Annotated in this window: 16 protein-coding genes; 7 read left to right on the forward strand and 9 right to left on the reverse strand. The window is 72.8% G+C overall.

From position 1 onward, the window contains the following. Nucleotides 1–75 precede the first annotated feature (75 nt). Entirely contained in the window at nucleotides 76–1,425 is a 1,350-nt protein-coding gene (locus Q7L73_RS08955) for a hemolysin family protein (protein ID WP_304688846.1), read from the forward strand. Next, on the forward strand, nucleotides 1,425–2,468 hold the full coding sequence (locus tag Q7L73_RS08960) for a hemolysin family protein (RefSeq protein ID WP_304688848.1): 1,044 nt from the start codon (nucleotides 1,425–1,427) through the stop codon (nucleotides 2,466–2,468). The genes Q7L73_RS08955 and Q7L73_RS08960 overlap by 1 nt, the downstream gene beginning before the upstream one ends. Here the strand turns inward: Q7L73_RS08960 and nhaA are convergent. Then, a complete protein-coding gene (gene nhaA / locus Q7L73_RS08965; RefSeq protein ID WP_304688850.1) occupies nucleotides 2,465–3,646 on the reverse strand; it encodes a Na+/H+ antiporter NhaA in 1,182 nt (393 codons plus the stop codon). The two genes, Q7L73_RS08960 and nhaA, sit on opposite strands and share 4 nt — an antisense overlap. A 27-nt stretch (nucleotides 3,647–3,673) precedes the next feature. Next, complete coding sequence (gene chrA / locus Q7L73_RS08970) at nucleotides 3,674–4,843, reverse strand: chromate efflux transporter (RefSeq protein WP_304688852.1); 1,170 nt, start codon at nucleotides 4,841–4,843, stop codon at nucleotides 3,674–3,676. 51 nt (nucleotides 4,844–4,894) lie between these two features. Between chrA and Q7L73_RS08975 the strand changes: the two genes are divergently transcribed. The 3 genes from Q7L73_RS08975 to Q7L73_RS08985 all read left to right on the forward strand — a co-directional run bounded on the left by Q7L73_RS08975 (nucleotide 4,895) and on the right by Q7L73_RS08985 (nucleotide 7,424). Next, complete coding sequence (locus tag Q7L73_RS08975) at nucleotides 4,895–5,731, forward strand: undecaprenyl-diphosphate phosphatase (protein WP_304688853.1); 837 nt, start codon at nucleotides 4,895–4,897, stop codon at nucleotides 5,729–5,731. A 64-nt stretch (nucleotides 5,732–5,795) separates the two neighbouring features. Beyond that, complete coding sequence (locus tag Q7L73_RS08980) at nucleotides 5,796–6,749, forward strand: GlxA family transcriptional regulator (RefSeq protein WP_304688855.1); 954 nt, start codon at nucleotides 5,796–5,798, stop codon at nucleotides 6,747–6,749. A gap of 15 nt (nucleotides 6,750–6,764) precedes the next feature. Beyond that, nucleotides 6,765–7,424 carry a DJ-1/PfpI family protein gene (locus Q7L73_RS08985; protein WP_304688857.1) on the forward strand — a complete coding sequence of 220 codons (660 nt, stop codon included), beginning with the start codon at nucleotides 6,765–6,767 and terminating at the stop codon, nucleotides 7,422–7,424. Here the strand turns inward: Q7L73_RS08985 and Q7L73_RS08990 are convergent. The 4 genes from Q7L73_RS08990 to Q7L73_RS09005 are packed head-to-tail and all read right to left on the reverse strand — an operon-like array spanning nucleotide 7,421 to nucleotide 9,590. Then, nucleotides 7,421–7,822, reverse strand: coding sequence for a type II toxin-antitoxin system VapC family toxin (locus Q7L73_RS08990; RefSeq protein WP_304688859.1), 402 nt, complete (start codon nucleotides 7,820–7,822; stop codon nucleotides 7,421–7,423). The genes Q7L73_RS08985 and Q7L73_RS08990 overlap by 4 nt on opposite strands. Before the next feature lie 3 nt (nucleotides 7,823–7,825). Beyond that, complete coding sequence (locus Q7L73_RS08995) at nucleotides 7,826–8,083, reverse strand: AbrB/MazE/SpoVT family DNA-binding domain-containing protein (protein WP_304688861.1); 258 nt, start codon at nucleotides 8,081–8,083, stop codon at nucleotides 7,826–7,828. A gap of 45 nt (nucleotides 8,084–8,128) precedes the next feature. Beyond that, entirely contained in the window at nucleotides 8,129–8,617 is a 489-nt protein-coding gene (locus Q7L73_RS09000; RefSeq protein ID WP_304688863.1) for a nuclear transport factor 2 family protein, read from the reverse strand. Then, nucleotides 8,601–9,590 carry an alpha/beta fold hydrolase gene (locus Q7L73_RS09005; protein WP_304688865.1) on the reverse strand — a complete coding sequence of 330 codons (990 nt, stop codon included), beginning with the start codon at nucleotides 9,588–9,590 and terminating at the stop codon, nucleotides 8,601–8,603. The genes Q7L73_RS09000 and Q7L73_RS09005 overlap by 17 nt, the downstream gene beginning before the upstream one ends. Nucleotides 9,591–9,649: 59 nt before the next feature. Between Q7L73_RS09005 and Q7L73_RS09010 the strand changes: the two genes are divergently transcribed. Continuing rightward, entirely contained in the window at nucleotides 9,650–10,240 is a 591-nt protein-coding gene (locus tag Q7L73_RS09010) for a TetR/AcrR family transcriptional regulator (RefSeq protein WP_304688867.1), read from the forward strand. A gap of 55 nt (nucleotides 10,241–10,295) precedes the next feature. Then, nucleotides 10,296–10,742 (forward strand): redox-sensitive transcriptional activator SoxR, encoded by a 447-nt coding sequence (gene soxR / locus Q7L73_RS09015; protein ID WP_304688870.1) that lies wholly within the window; start codon nucleotides 10,296–10,298, stop codon nucleotides 10,740–10,742. Here soxR and Q7L73_RS09020 read toward each other — a convergent pair. The 3 genes from Q7L73_RS09020 to Q7L73_RS09030 form a co-directional block, all read right to left on the reverse strand. Continuing rightward, entirely contained in the window at nucleotides 10,739–11,698 is a 960-nt protein-coding gene (locus tag Q7L73_RS09020) for a cation diffusion facilitator family transporter (protein ID WP_304688872.1), read from the reverse strand. The genes soxR and Q7L73_RS09020 overlap by 4 nt on opposite strands. A gap of 48 nt (nucleotides 11,699–11,746) precedes the next feature. Continuing rightward, entirely contained in the window at nucleotides 11,747–12,586 is an 840-nt protein-coding gene (locus Q7L73_RS09025; RefSeq protein ID WP_304688874.1) for an SDR family oxidoreductase, read from the reverse strand. A 65-nt stretch (nucleotides 12,587–12,651) separates the two neighbouring features. Next, nucleotides 12,652–13,314 (reverse strand): TetR family transcriptional regulator, encoded by a 663-nt coding sequence (locus Q7L73_RS09030; RefSeq protein WP_304688876.1) that lies wholly within the window; start codon nucleotides 13,312–13,314, stop codon nucleotides 12,652–12,654. Nucleotides 13,315–13,376: the final 62 nt, after the last annotated feature.

Below are 13,376 nucleotides of genomic sequence, written 5' to 3' on the forward strand. Positions count from 1 at the left end.
CGACGCCGCCCTAGACGAACCTCCCGGTAGCAGTCCCAAGCGCATCCGTTCCCGACGGTCTCGGACGGGTGCGCGATGATCGAGCTGCTGCTTCTGCTTGCAGCGATAGCCCTCGTGGTGATCTGCGGCGTCTTCGTCGCGGCCGAGTTCGCGTTCGTGACGATCGACCGGGCGACCGTCGACCGCGCCGCCGAATCCGGTGACGCAAGATCCAGAGGCGTCCAGCAGGCGCTCAAGACCCTTTCGACGCAGCTGTCGGGCGCTCAGCTCGGCATCACCGTCACCAACCTGCTGATCGGCTACCTGTCCGAGCCGGCGATCGCGGAGCTGATCAAGGGCCCGCTGGAGACCGCCGGCGTCCCGCACGGCGGCGTCCACGGCGTCGCGATCGCGATCGCGCTCGTGCTCTCGACCGTCTTCACGATGGTGCTCGGCGAGCTGGTGCCGAAGAACCTCGCGATCGCCAGGCCGCTCGCGACCGCGCGTGCGGTGCAGGGCTTCATGCGCGCCTTCACGCTCGTCAACCACGGTCTCATCAACTGGTTCAACGGCGTCGCCAACGCGATCCTGCACCGGCTCGGGATCGAGCCGCAGGAGGAGCTGGCGTCGGCCCGCTCGGCCGAGGAGCTGACCTCGCTCGTGCGCCGCTCGGCCGAGCAGGGGACGCTGGAGCTGGAGACCGCGACGCTGTTGCAGCGCTCGCTGACCTTCGGCGACCGCCGCGCCGACGACGTGATGACGCCGCGCGTGCGGATGCGCACGCTGGAGGCCGACGAGCCGGTCATCAAGGTGATCGAGGCGGCGCGCGAGAGCGGCTTCAGCCGCTTCCCCGTCGTCGGCGAGTCGCACGACGAGGTCGTCGGCATCGTCCACGTCAAGCACGCGGTCGGCGTCGACCACGAACGGCGCGGCGAGGTCCCGATCAGCGAGGTGATGGCGAGACCGGTGATGGTCCCCTCCTCGATCGAGCTCGACCCGCTGCTCGCGATCCTGCGCGAGGGCGGTCTCCAGATCGCCGTCGTGGTCGACGAGTTCGGCGGCGTCGACGGGCTCGTGACGCTCGAGGACGTCGTCGAGGAGATCGTCGGCGAGGTCGTCGACGAGCACGATCGCCGCGACATGAGCGCGCGCAGACGGCCCGACGGCAGCTGGATCCTCTCCGGCCTGCTGCGGCCCGACGAGGCCGCGCGCGCGACCGGCATCCTGTTCCCGGAGGACGAGGAGTACGAGACGCTCGGCGGCCTGATCCAGGACGAGCTGAACCGTCTTCCGAGAGCGAACGACGAGGTGATCCTCGAGACGAGAGACCTCGACGGCCACCGCTGCGCGGTGACGCTGACGGTCGTGCGGCTCGACGGCATGCGCGTCGATCGCGTCCTGTTCGAGTCCGAGCGGATCCACAGCGAAGAGGACGAGGACGACTGATGGGCGGCGACCTGATCGCGATCGGCCTGACGGTCCTGCTGCTGGCGCTCAACGCCTTCTTCGTCGGCGCCGAGTTCGCGCTGATCTCGGCCCGCCGCAGCTCGATCGAGCCGCGCGCCGAGGAGGGCGGGCGGATGGCGAGAATCACGCTCTACGCGATGGAGCGGGTCTCGCTGATGATGGCCGGCGCGCAGCTCGGCATCACGATCTGCACGCTCGGCCTCGGTGTCCTCGGCGAGCCGGCGATCGCGCACCTGCTGGAGGACCCGTTCCACTCGATCGGGATCCCCGAGGCGCTGATCCACCCGATCGCGTTCGCGATCGCGCTCGGCCTGATCGGCTTCCTGCACGTCGTGCTCGGCGAGATGGTGCCGAAGAACATCGCGCTCGCCGGGCCCGACCGCGCCGCGCTCGTGCTGGCGCCGCCGATGGTGCTGATCGTGAGAGTGCTGCACCCGGCGATCGCGCTGCTGAACTGGATCGCCAACACGGTCCTGCGGCTCGGCGGCATCAGAGCCAAGGACGAGGTGACGAGCGCCTTCACGCGCGACGAGGTCGCCGGCCTGGTCGAGGAGTCGCGCCGCGAGGGCCTGCTCGACCCGTCGGAGGGCCACGTGCTGGTCGAGGCGCTGAAGTTCGCCGAGCGCGACGCCAGCTCGGTGCTGCTGCCGCTCGACACGCTCGTCTCCGTCGTCAACACGATCACGCCCGCCGAGCTGGAGCAGATCGCCGCCAGAACGAGCTTCTCGCGCTTCCCGGTGCGCGACGCCGACGACGACTTCATCGGCTACCTCCACCTGAAGGACGCGCTCGAGCTGAGAGAGCGCCACCGCACGCGGCCGATCGCGCAGCGCTGGATCCGCCCGCTGCCGCCGGTCCAGCTGTCCGACAGGCTGCGCGCCGTGCTCGCGACGATGCAGCGCTCCGGCGCCCACCTCGCGCAGGTGCTCGACGGCGACGGCAGAACGGTCGGCGTCGTCGCGCTCGAGGACGTGCTCGAAGAGCTGGTCGGCGAGATCCGCGACGAGGCCGCGGCCGCCTAGCCCTCGGCGGCGCCGCCGCGGCGCCGCGCGAGCAGCAGCAGCGTGCCGAGCGTGCCGGCCGCGATCGAGGCGATGAAGATGCCGACCTTGGCGGCATCGGTCAACGCCGGGTCGTCGAAGGCGAGGTCGGCGACGAACAGCGCGACGGTGAAGCCGATCCCGCCGAGCGCGCCGACGCCGACGACCTGGCCGCGCGCCATCCCCGCCGGCAGCCGCCCGGCGCGCAGCTTCAGCGCGACGAGCGTCGCGGCCGAGATCCCCGCCAGCTTCCCGACGACGAGGCCGCCTGCGACCGCCCACGTGACCGGCTCGCTCAGCGCCTCGCCCAGCACGCCGTCGCGGAAGTCGACGCCGGCGTTGGCGAGCGCGAACAGCGGCACGATCACGTAGGCGCTCAACGGGTGGATGCGGTGCTCGATCGCGCTGTGGACGTCGCGGCCGCGGAAGGGGCGCGCCGGCATCAGCAGGCCGAGCAGGACGCCGGCGATCGTCGCGTGGACGCCCGATTCGTAGACCGCGACCCACAGCAGTGCGGCCGGCAGCACGTACGCGAGCGGCCGGGCGACGCCGAGCCGCTGCAGCAGGACGACGACGGCGACCGCCGCGATCGCGACCGCGAACCAGCCGGCCGACAGCCCGGCGCTGTAGACGACCGCGATGATCGCGATCGCGATCAGGTCGTCGACGATCGCGATCGACAGCAGGAACAGCCGCACGCCGGCGGCGACGCGCGCGCCCAGCAGCGCCAGCACGCCGACCGCGAAGGCGATGTCGGTCGCGGCCGGGATCGCCCAGCCGCGCGCCGCGTCGCCGTCGCTGCCGCTGACGACGAGCAGGTAGATCAGCGCCGGCAGCAGCACCCCGCCGGCCGCCGCGACCGCCGGCAGCGCGGCGGTGCGCGGGTCGCGCAGCTCGCCGGTCACCAGCTCGCGCTTGATCTCCATCCCGACGACGAAGAAGAAGACCGCCATCAGCAGGTCGTTGACCCAGCCGTGCAGGTCGAGGTCGATCCCCGCCACCGCGACGTGCGTGTGCCAGAGGTCGAAGTAGGCGTCGCTCCAGGGGCTGTTCGCCCACGCGACCGCGACGACCGCCGCGATCAGCAGCAGCAGGCCGCCGAGCACCTCGTCGTCGAGGAAGTCGGTCAGCGGGTCGACGACCTTCGCGCGCAGTCCCATCGACTGGAGCCTATGGGGCGCTCGCCGTCACGACGGCAGCGGGCCGCCGGCGAGCGCGAGCAGCGCGCCGAGCGCGCCGGCGGTCAGCAGCGTCAGCACGACGCCGCGTCTGAGCACGAGCAGCAGCACGACGCCGGCCGCCAGCAGCGCGATCTGCCACCACTCGCTCAGCCCGGCCGCGAGCGGGATCGCGGAGCCGAGGATCGCGCCGATCGCGGCCGGGCCGGCGCCGTCGAGGAAGGCGCGCGCCGACGGCAGCGTCCGCAGCCGCTCGAAGCGGGCGCCGCCGAGCAGCACGAAGCTGAACGACGGCAGGAAGGCGACCAGCGACGCCAGCAGCGCGCCGCCGAGCCCGTGCGCGGCGTAGCCGACGACGGCGACGGTGTGCGTGACCGGGCCGGGCGTCGCCTGACCGAGCGCGACCGCGTTGAGGAACTCGGCGTCGGTCATCCAGTGGTGACGATCGACCGCGTCGCCCTGCATCAGCGGGATCGTCACGAAGCCGCCGCCGTACGACAGCGCGCCGACCTTGAACGCCATCCAGCAGAGCGCCAGCAGCCCGCCGCTCGCCGCGACCGCGGCGGCCGCCAGCAGCAGCGGCGGCCAGGCGTGGAGGCGGAGGTCGCGGGGGGAGGAAGCGCGCCCGCCGCGCTGCCAGCCCAGCTCGACGCCGCCGCAGGCGAGCAGCACGACGATCAGCCACGGGCCCAGCAACGCCGCCGCCGCACCGCCCGCGACCAGGTAGCCGATCCAGCGGGCGCGCGCCGGCGTCCGCTCCCAGCTGCTCGGCAGCAGCCCGATCCCCGCGTGCAGCGCGATCGCCGCGACGACCGCGCCCGCGCCCGCGCCGACCCCGCGCACCCAGGCCGGCGGGTCGCCGAGGAAGAGCGCGGCGAGCGCGAGGATCACCAGCAGCCCGGGGAGGATGAAGGCGGCGCCGCCGGCGAGCGCGCCGGGCAGGCCGCGAACCCGCCAGGCGCACCAGATCGCCAACTGCGTCGAGCCCGGACCCGGCAGCACGTTCGTCGCCGCGAGGCCGTGCTCGAAGTCGTCGCCGCCGATCCACGCGCGTCTGTCGACGACCAGCTCGCGCAGCATCGCGACGTGGGCCGGGGGGCCGCCGAAGCCGAGGCAGCCGATCCGTCCGAAGTCGCGCAGCAGCGTCGCCAGCGAAGGTGGCGTGTCCCCGATCCGCACGGTGCGGCGGACGATAGTCGAGCGGCCTTCTCAGGTAGCCTCCGGGGCCGCATGGATCTGTGGCACGCGATCGTCCTCGGCGCCGTCGAGGGCGTCACCGAGTTCCTGCCGATCTCGAGCACGGGCCACCTGACGATCCTCGAGTCGGCCTTCGGCTACAGAATCGACGACCCGGACATCACCGCCTTCACGGCGATCATCCAGGTCGGCGCGGTGTTCGCGACGCTGCTCTACCTGCGCAACGACATCATCCGCATCCTGCGGGCCTTCTTCGGCGGGCTGCGCTCGCCCGAGCAGCGCGCGACGCTCGACTTCCGCTTCGCGATCGCGGTGCTGATCGGCTCGATCCCGATCGGCATCGTCGGCCTGCTGTTCAAGGACCAGATCGAGACGACGTTGCGCAGCCTCTGGTTCGTCGGCTCGGCGCTGATCCTCTGGAGCTTCGTGATGTTCTGGGCGGACCTCAACGCCAGACAGGATCGCGGCGAGAGAGACGTCACCCGCAAGGACACGCTGCTGATCGGTCTCGCGCAGTGCCTCGCGCTGATCCCGGGCGTCTCGCGCTCGGGCGCGACGATGTCGGCCGGCCTGCTGCGCGGGCTCGACCGCGTCACCGTCACCCGCCTGTCGTTCTTCCTCTCGATCCCCGCGCTGACCGCCGCCGGTGTGCTGCAGTCGGTGACCGAGTACGACAACATCGCCAACGGGGTCGGCTGGGGGCCGACGATCGCGGCGACCGTCGTCAGCTTCGTGGTCGCCTGGTTCGCGATCTCGTGGCTGCTGCGCTACATCGCCGGTCACAGCTACGCGATCTTCATCGTCTACCGCGTCGCGCTCGGCCTGATCGTGCTGCTGCTGGCCGCGACCGGCGTCCTGAGCGCGACCTGATCCTGTCCGAAAAGGTGGGGTGCGCGTCATTGCTGCCAGCGGGCGGCGGCGCGATGATGGGACGATGCACCGGGTTCTCTTCGTCCTCTTCGACGAGCTCCAGTCGCTCGACCTGACCGGTCCGCTGGAGGCGTTCGCCGGTGCCGACCAGGCGGCCGGCGGCGGCGTCTACGAGCTGGCGACGGCGAGCCTCGACGGCGCGCCGGTGCGGACCACCAGCGGGCTGACGATCGTGCCCGACGGCGCGCTCGGCGCCGGGCTCGCGCCCGACACGCTGGTCGTTCCCGGCGGCGAGGGGACGCGCACGGCCGACCCGCGGCTGGTCGACTGGCTGAGGCAGAACGGCCCGCGCGCCGGCCGGCTCGTCTCGGTCTGCTCCGGCGCTTTCCTGCTCGCGGCCGCCGGTCTGCTCGACGGCCGCCGCGCGACGACCCACTGGGCCTACGCGCACCTGCTCGCCGAGCGCTACCCGCAGGTGGAGGTCGACCCGGAGCCGATCTGGGTCCGCGACGGCGACGTCGTCACCTCGGCCGGCGTCACGGCCGGGATCGACGTCGCGCTCGCGCTGGTCGAGCACGACCTCGGCCGCGAGCTGGCGCTGACGGTCGCGCGCCACCTCGTCGTCTACCTGCGCCGGCCCGGCGGGCAGACGCAGTTCAGCGCCCACCTCGCCGCGCAGGTCGCCGAGCGCGAGCCGCTGCGCGAGCTGCAGCAGTGGATCGCCGACAACCCCGGCGCCGACCTGTCGGTCGAGGCGCTGGCCGAGCGGATCGCGCTGTCGCCGCGCCACCTCGCGCGGCTGTTCGCGGCCGAGGTCGGGGTCACGCCCGGCCGCTACGTCGACCGCGTGCGGCTGGAGACGGCGCGGCGGCTGCTGGAGGAGTCGGCCGACGGCGTCGAGACGGTCGCGCGCCGCTGCGGCTACGGCACGCCGGAGACGATGCGGCGCGCCTTCGTGCGGGCGCTCGGGGTCGCGCCGGCCGACTACCGCGCCCGTTTCGCCCCTGAACCCGTCTGAGGAGGAGGTCTTGTCATGCAGATCGCCATCTACGTCTATGACCGCCTGACAGCGCTCGACGCGATCGGCCCCTACGAGGTGCTGAGCCGCCTGCCGGAGGCGGAGCTGGTCTTCGTCGGCGCGCAGGCGGGACCGGTGCGGACCGACACCGGCAGGCTTTCGCTCGTCGCCGACGCGGCCCGCGACGAGGTGACCGCGCCGGACATCGTGCTGGTGCCGGGCGGCCCCGGCCAGACCGATCTGATGGGCGACGAGGGGCTGCGCGCGTGGCTGCGGGCGGTCGACGCGACCTCGACCTGGACGACCTCCGTCTGCACCGGCTCGCTGCTGCTCGCCGACGCCGGCCTGCTCGACGGCCGCCGCGCGACCTCGCACTGGCTGGCGCTGGAGCAGCTCGGCGAGCTGGGCGCGGTGCCGGTCGCCGAGCGCGTCGTCGAGGACGGCAAGGTCGTCACCGCCGCCGGCGTCTCGGCCGGCATCGACATGTCGCTGACGCTCGCCGGCCGGATCGCCGGCGACGTCGTCGCGCAGGGGATCCAGCTCGGGATCGAGTACGACCCGCAGCCCCCGTTCACCGCCGGCTCCCCCGCGAGAGCGCCCGCCGACCTGGTCGAGCTGCTGCGCGCCGCCAGCCGTTTCGTGCTGGAAGGCGACGGCAGGGCGCCGGCGGCCTAGCGGATCTGTCGCAGTTCGACGTCGACCGCGACGTGCTCCCAGGCGCGGTCGGCGGTCAGCGCGGTCGCGTCGAGCCGGCGCGCGAGCGCGAGGCAGGCGCGATCGCCGAGCGACAGCCCGGCGTCGAGCGTCAACGGCCGCAGGCGGCCGATCTCGATCGCATCGACGTCCGTCAGCGGCTCGACCTCGATCGCGCCGTCGAGCAGGCCGTCGCGGCGGAAGTCGTCGGCGAGCTGCGCCGGATCAAGGCCGCTGCGGGCGATCGTGCTGAGCGCCTCGGCGAGGTTGACCGCGCTGATCGTCGTGCCGTTCGCGATCGCGTCGGCGACGACCTCTGCGCCGGGTTCCTCGTGCAGATAGGCGAGCAGCGCCGATGCATCGAGCACCGTCGGCGGCATCTCCTAGCCGTCCTCTGCGGCGGCCTCGCGGCGTCGCTCGGCGAGCAGCTCGTCGACCGCCGAACCGCTGCCGCGTCTGGCGAGGATCCCGCGATGCCGGTCGGCGACGGCGCGATACGGGCGCAGCCGCAACGAGCCGTCGGGCTCCGTCGTGAGCAGCATTCTCGTGCCGGGGGTGAGCCCGAGCTGATTGCGTATCGCTGCCGGCAGCACGACGCGGCCGCGCTCGCCGATCGTGACGTGTCGCTCCGCGTGGGCCATGGGATCCAACGTACCACGCACTGCAAACGTCCCACGCGTGTCTGTTCAGCCCACAGATCTCTCGTGCTCGGCCAGCCAGGCGTCGAGCGCGAGGCTTCTCTCGGTGTCCTCGTAGACCTCGTACTCGCGCAGCAGGCCCCAGGCGACGCGGCCCCAGAGGACGGCGCGGTTGGTGTAGACGCGGGTGCCGTCGGGTGCGTCGAGGTGGTCGCTGCAGCGCAGGGCTATCGTCGTGTTCCAGGGCGGGCCGGTGACGACGACCTCGTCGGCGTGGAGCTGGAGGCCGATCTCGAGGAAGCGGCCGATCCAGTCGCGCAGCTCGGCCTTCGAGTGGAGCGTGCCAGCCCACGAGCTGGAGCCGGGGAAGGTGAAGCGGACGTCGTCGGCGTCGAGCTTGAGCAGCGGCTCGGGGTCCCCGGCGCGCAGCGCGGCGAGGTTGCGCTGGAGCAGCAGCTCGACGGCGCGCGGGTAGAGCAGCGACCAGGCGCCGGCGCCGGCTGCGCCCCACAGCGCGACCTCACGCGCGCGCGGCATCGGCGGGCTCCTCGGGGGTGGCGGCGGGCGCGGCGGCGGGCGTGGTCGCGGTTGCGAATGCCAGCAGCTCCTCGCGCACCAGCTGCGGGCGGTCGAGCTGCATCAGCGTGCGGCTGTCGTCGACCTCGACGAGGCGCGCGTGTGGCAGCAGCTCCGCCAGTCGCCGGCCGTGGTCGCGGGGCATCAGCTTGTCCTCGCGCGCCCACAGCACCAGCGCCGGGCGGTCGAACGCGCGCAGGCGCTCGGTCGCGCGGGCCGTCCAGGCGCGGTCGAGCGGGCCGCCGGCGTACTTGGCGAGGTCTCGCCGGATCGCGTGGTCGTGCAGGATCGGCGCGAACCAGCCGTCGGTCAGCGCGTGCGGCAGCGGCCGCTTCGACATCCAGCCGAACAGCAGCGGAAAGCGCCGCAGCGGACGCAGCGCGAGCGGCTGCAGCGCCAGCTTGACGCCGAGCGGGCCGCCCTTGCCGGCCAGCTGCGCGAGGCGGCCGTTGATGCCGGGCGGGAAGTTGTCGAACGCCTCGCTCGGCGTGATCGCGAGGCGGCCGACGCGGTCGAGGCCGCCGGGCACGTCGCCGAGCAGCAGCGCGCCGCCCCAGTCGTTGGAGACGAGCACGACGTCGCGCAGGTCGAGCGCCTCCAGCAGCTCTGTCAGCAGCCGCACCATCGCCGGCAGCGACAGGTCGGCGTCGGCGCGCATGGCTCGCCTGTGGCCGCCGAGCGGGAGCGTCGGCGCGATCACGCGACAGTGCGCGGCGAGCGCCGGGGCGACCTCGCGCCAGACGGTCGCATTCATCAGCAGGCCGTGCAGCAGGACGACGGTGGGCACCTCGCCGCCGCCCGGCGCGTCCGCGCGGCCGAACGCGACGTCGCCCGCGGACGCGTCGCCTCGCCCGCTGGCCGCGCCGCTGCCGCCCGGCGGCGGCCCGCTGTCCTCGTACTCGATCGTCCCGGCGCTCAGCTCGATCTCGGGCATCGCTCCAGCCTCCACTAGATAGATCGCTCTAGCGGCCAGCCTAGCTATGCTGACGGGCGATGTCGAGCGAGACCGTCACCACGAAGGAGCGGATCGTCTACGCCGCCGCCGACCTCTTCCGCCGCCACGGCTACGCCGGCACCGGGATGAGACAGGTCGTCGCCGCCGCGCAGGCGCCGTTCGGCTCGCTCTACCACCACTTCCCGGGCGGCAAGGAGCAGCTCGGCGAGGAGGTGATCCGCGTCGCCGGGGGCATGTACGGCCAGCTCGTCGCGGCGATCCTCGACAGCGGTCCCGGCGACCTCGTCGCCGCGACCGAGCAGGCGTTCGCGCTCGCCGCCCAGCACCTGGAGGAGAGCGGCTGGGAGGACGCCTGCCCGATCGCGACGATCACGCTCGAGGTCGCCTCCACGAGCGAGCCGATGCGGATCGCCAGCGCCGAGGTCTTCGAGCAGTGGCTCGCCGCTCTCTCCGCCCGCTTCACCACCGCCGGCATCGACGCGCCGCCCGCCCGTGAGCTGGCGCTCGCATGGCTGATGCTGCTCGAAGGCGGCTTCCTCTTCTGCCGCGCCGCCCGCACCCGCGAGGCGCTCCTCGTCGCCGGCAGACAGGCCGCGGCGGCGGTCGCCGTCGCGCTGACGGCGCGCTGACGCGCGGCGCTCGCAGACTTGAACCGCACTTGAAGTTCTGCTTCGCTTTGAGGCCATGTCGGAGACGCTCACGATCGGCGAGGTCGCGGAGCGCAGCGGGGTCGCGACCTCGGCGCTGCGCTACTACGAGGAGCGCGGGCTGATCCGTGCCGAGCGCAACAGCTCCGGCCACCGCCGCTACGGCCGGCCGGTGATCCGGCGCGTCGCCTTCATCGTCTTCGCCCAGCGCGTCGGGCTGACGCTGGAGGAGATCGGCGATGAGCTGGGGCGGCTGCCCGAGGACCGCGTGCCGAGAAGGGCCGACTGGGCGAGGCTGTCGTCGCGCTGGAGCGAGCGGATCGACGAGCGGATCGCGGAGCTGGAGCGGCTCAAGGAGGGGCTGACCGACTGCATCGGCTGCGGCTGCCTGTCGCTCGCCCGCTGCAAGCTCGCCAACCCCGACGACCGCGTCGCCCGCTTCGGCCCCGGTCCGGTCGTCTGGACCGGCGGCCGCGGGCTCTAGCGGCGCGGCCCGTCGTTGGGGTGCGGTTCGCTCCAGCGGTCGAGCTCGGCGTCGGCGTAGGAGGCGGGGTCCTCCAGCGGCTCGAGGTGGGTGAAGACCGTCGCGTGGCCGAGCGCCTCGCGCAGCGCCGCGTCGACCTGCTCGGCGAGGTCGTGGCCCTGCTGCACGCTCCACTCGCCCGGCACCAGCACGTGCGTGGAGACGAACGCGCGGCTGCCGGCGCGGCGCGTGCGCAGCGCGTGGAACTGGACCTCGTCGGAGGCGAAGGTGCCGAGCACGGCTCTGATCCGCTCCAGCTCGGCGTCGCTCAGCGCGCGGTCGAGCAGGCCGTCGGTCGAGCGCCGCACCAGCCTCACGCCGGTCACGACGATGTTGGCGGCGACCGCGAGCGCGATCAGCGGGTCCAGCGGCTCCCAGCCGCTGACCGCGACCGCGATCACGGCGACGACGACGCCGGCGGAGGTCCACACGTCGGTCAGCAGGTGGCGGCCGTCGGCCTCCAGCGTCATCGACGTGTACTCGCGCCCGGCGCGGATCAGCCGCTGCCCGACGACGAGGTTGACGAGCGAGGCGACGACGGCGATCGCGACGCCGATGCCGACGTCGCTGATCTCGCCCGGGTTGATCAGGCGGTCGATCGCGGTGAAGCAGATCGTCGCCGCGGCCAGCAGGATCAGCGCGCCCTCGACGCCGGCCGACAGGTAGTCGGCCTTCTCGTGACCGTAGGTGTGCTCCTCGTCGGGCGGCCGTGTCGACCACTGCACGACGACGAGCGCGAACAGCGCCGCGACGAGGTTGACGACCGACTCGGCCGCGTCGGACAGCAGGCCGACCGAGCCGGTGACGGCGAACGCACCGAACTTCAGCGCGATCGTGACGATCGCCGCGGCGATCGAGAGATAGACGAGCCGGCGCAGCCGGACGCGTCGCTCTGCCATCAGGTCGGGGCCGGCCATCGGACGGGCCAGTCTAACCCGTCCGATCTGCCGGCTCCGGGCGTGCGGTCAGCGGCGGACGAGCCCCGACAGCCGTTCGATCACGTCGAAGTAGCGGACCGGCGCGGTCCGCGTCAGCAGCGAGATCGCGGTCGCGTCCGGCCCGATCAGGATCCGTTGGCGGCCCTTCAGGACGCCCTCGTGGATCGTCTTCGCCGCCTTCTCTGGCGAGGTCCGCGCCAGTCTCGCGAACTCGCGCACCATTCTCTCGTGGTCGGTGCCGCCCTGGTCGTCGACGTGGAAGCGGGCGTTTCTGACGATGTTGGTCTTGATCCCGCCGGGGTGGATCGTCGTCGCGTGCACGCCGCTGCCGCGCAGCTCGTGGCGCAGCGACTCGGTGTAGCCGCGGACCGCGAACTTCGAGGCGCAGTAGGCGCTCTGGGTCGGGAAGCCCATCAGGCCGAAGACGCTGGAGACGTTCGCGATCGTGCCGCTTCTCTGTCTCAGCAGGATCGGCAGGTAGGCGCGCGTGCCGTGCACGACGCCCCAGAAGTTGACGTTGACGACCCACTCGTCGTCCTCGACGGCGGCGTCGGCGGCCGTCTGCGAGACGGTCACGCCGGCGTTGTTGACGACCAGCCCGATCGGCGCCGGCGCCCACTCCTGCACCGCGGCGGCGAACTGCAGCTGCGCCTGGCGGTCGCTGACGTCGAGCTTGCGCGCGAAGACGGGGCCGGCGATCGCGGCCGCGGTCTCCTCGAGGCCGTCCTCGTTCCAGTCGCAGATCGCGACCGGGCTGCCGTGTCTCGCGAGCCGCTGCGCGAGCGCTCGCCCTATGCCGGACGCGGCGCCGGTGACGACCGCCGTGCGGCCGGCGAGGGGGGCCGCGCCATTCGTTCCCTGTGCCATGGTACGCGAAGGTACCAGTCGCGTCGCCGCGGTGCGCCGGGTCGGTCGCGGCGGTGGGGCGGCGCTCAGTCGCGGCGCCAGGCGGAGACGCCGAGCGCGATCAGCAGCAGCTGCTTCTCGGTGTGGCGGATGACCTCCTCCTCCGCCTCGCGCGAGTCGGTCGGCGCGTCGACGATCGCCTCGGCGGTCGAGACCATCGTGTTGACGATCAGCGTCGCGACGACGCCGAGATCCTCGGTCGGCCACGTGTCGAGGTAGGGGAAGCGCGCGAGGTCGGTCGCCAGCTCGCTCGTGAAGAGGCGGATCTCGGTGCGGATCGCCTGCCGCATCGCCGGCAGCCCGCTCGACCGCTCGCGTGCGATGAAGCGGAAGTGGAGGCGGTGCTCGTGGACGTGGCGGACGAGGATCTCGACCGAGCTTCTGATCACGTGCTCGGGGCTGCGCGGTTCGGCGCGGGCGGCGCGGATCATCTGCCGCAGGGTGCGGAAGGAGTCGTCGATCAGGACGAGCCCCAGCTCCTCGATCGAGTCGAAGTGGCGGTAGAAGGCGGTCGGCGTGACGCCGGCCTCGCGCGTCACCTCGCGCAGCCCGAGGCTGCTGAAGCTCTTTCTCTCCAGCAGCCGCAATGCCGCGTCGAGCAGGGCGACGCGGGTCCGCTCCTTCTGCTCCCTCCGCGTCAGTCTCGCGCTGCTGGGTGACGGGCTGTGCACTGAGTCCGAAGTGGACATCCGGCATCAGATTGTAACTGGATGCTTGACAGAACGGCGATTGGGTAGAACTCTGTGCACAA

It is taken from the genome of Conexibacter sp. CPCC 205762 (genome assembly GCF_030646155.1).
GTDB lineage: Bacteria > Actinomycetota > Thermoleophilia > Solirubrobacterales > Solirubrobacteraceae > Conexibacter.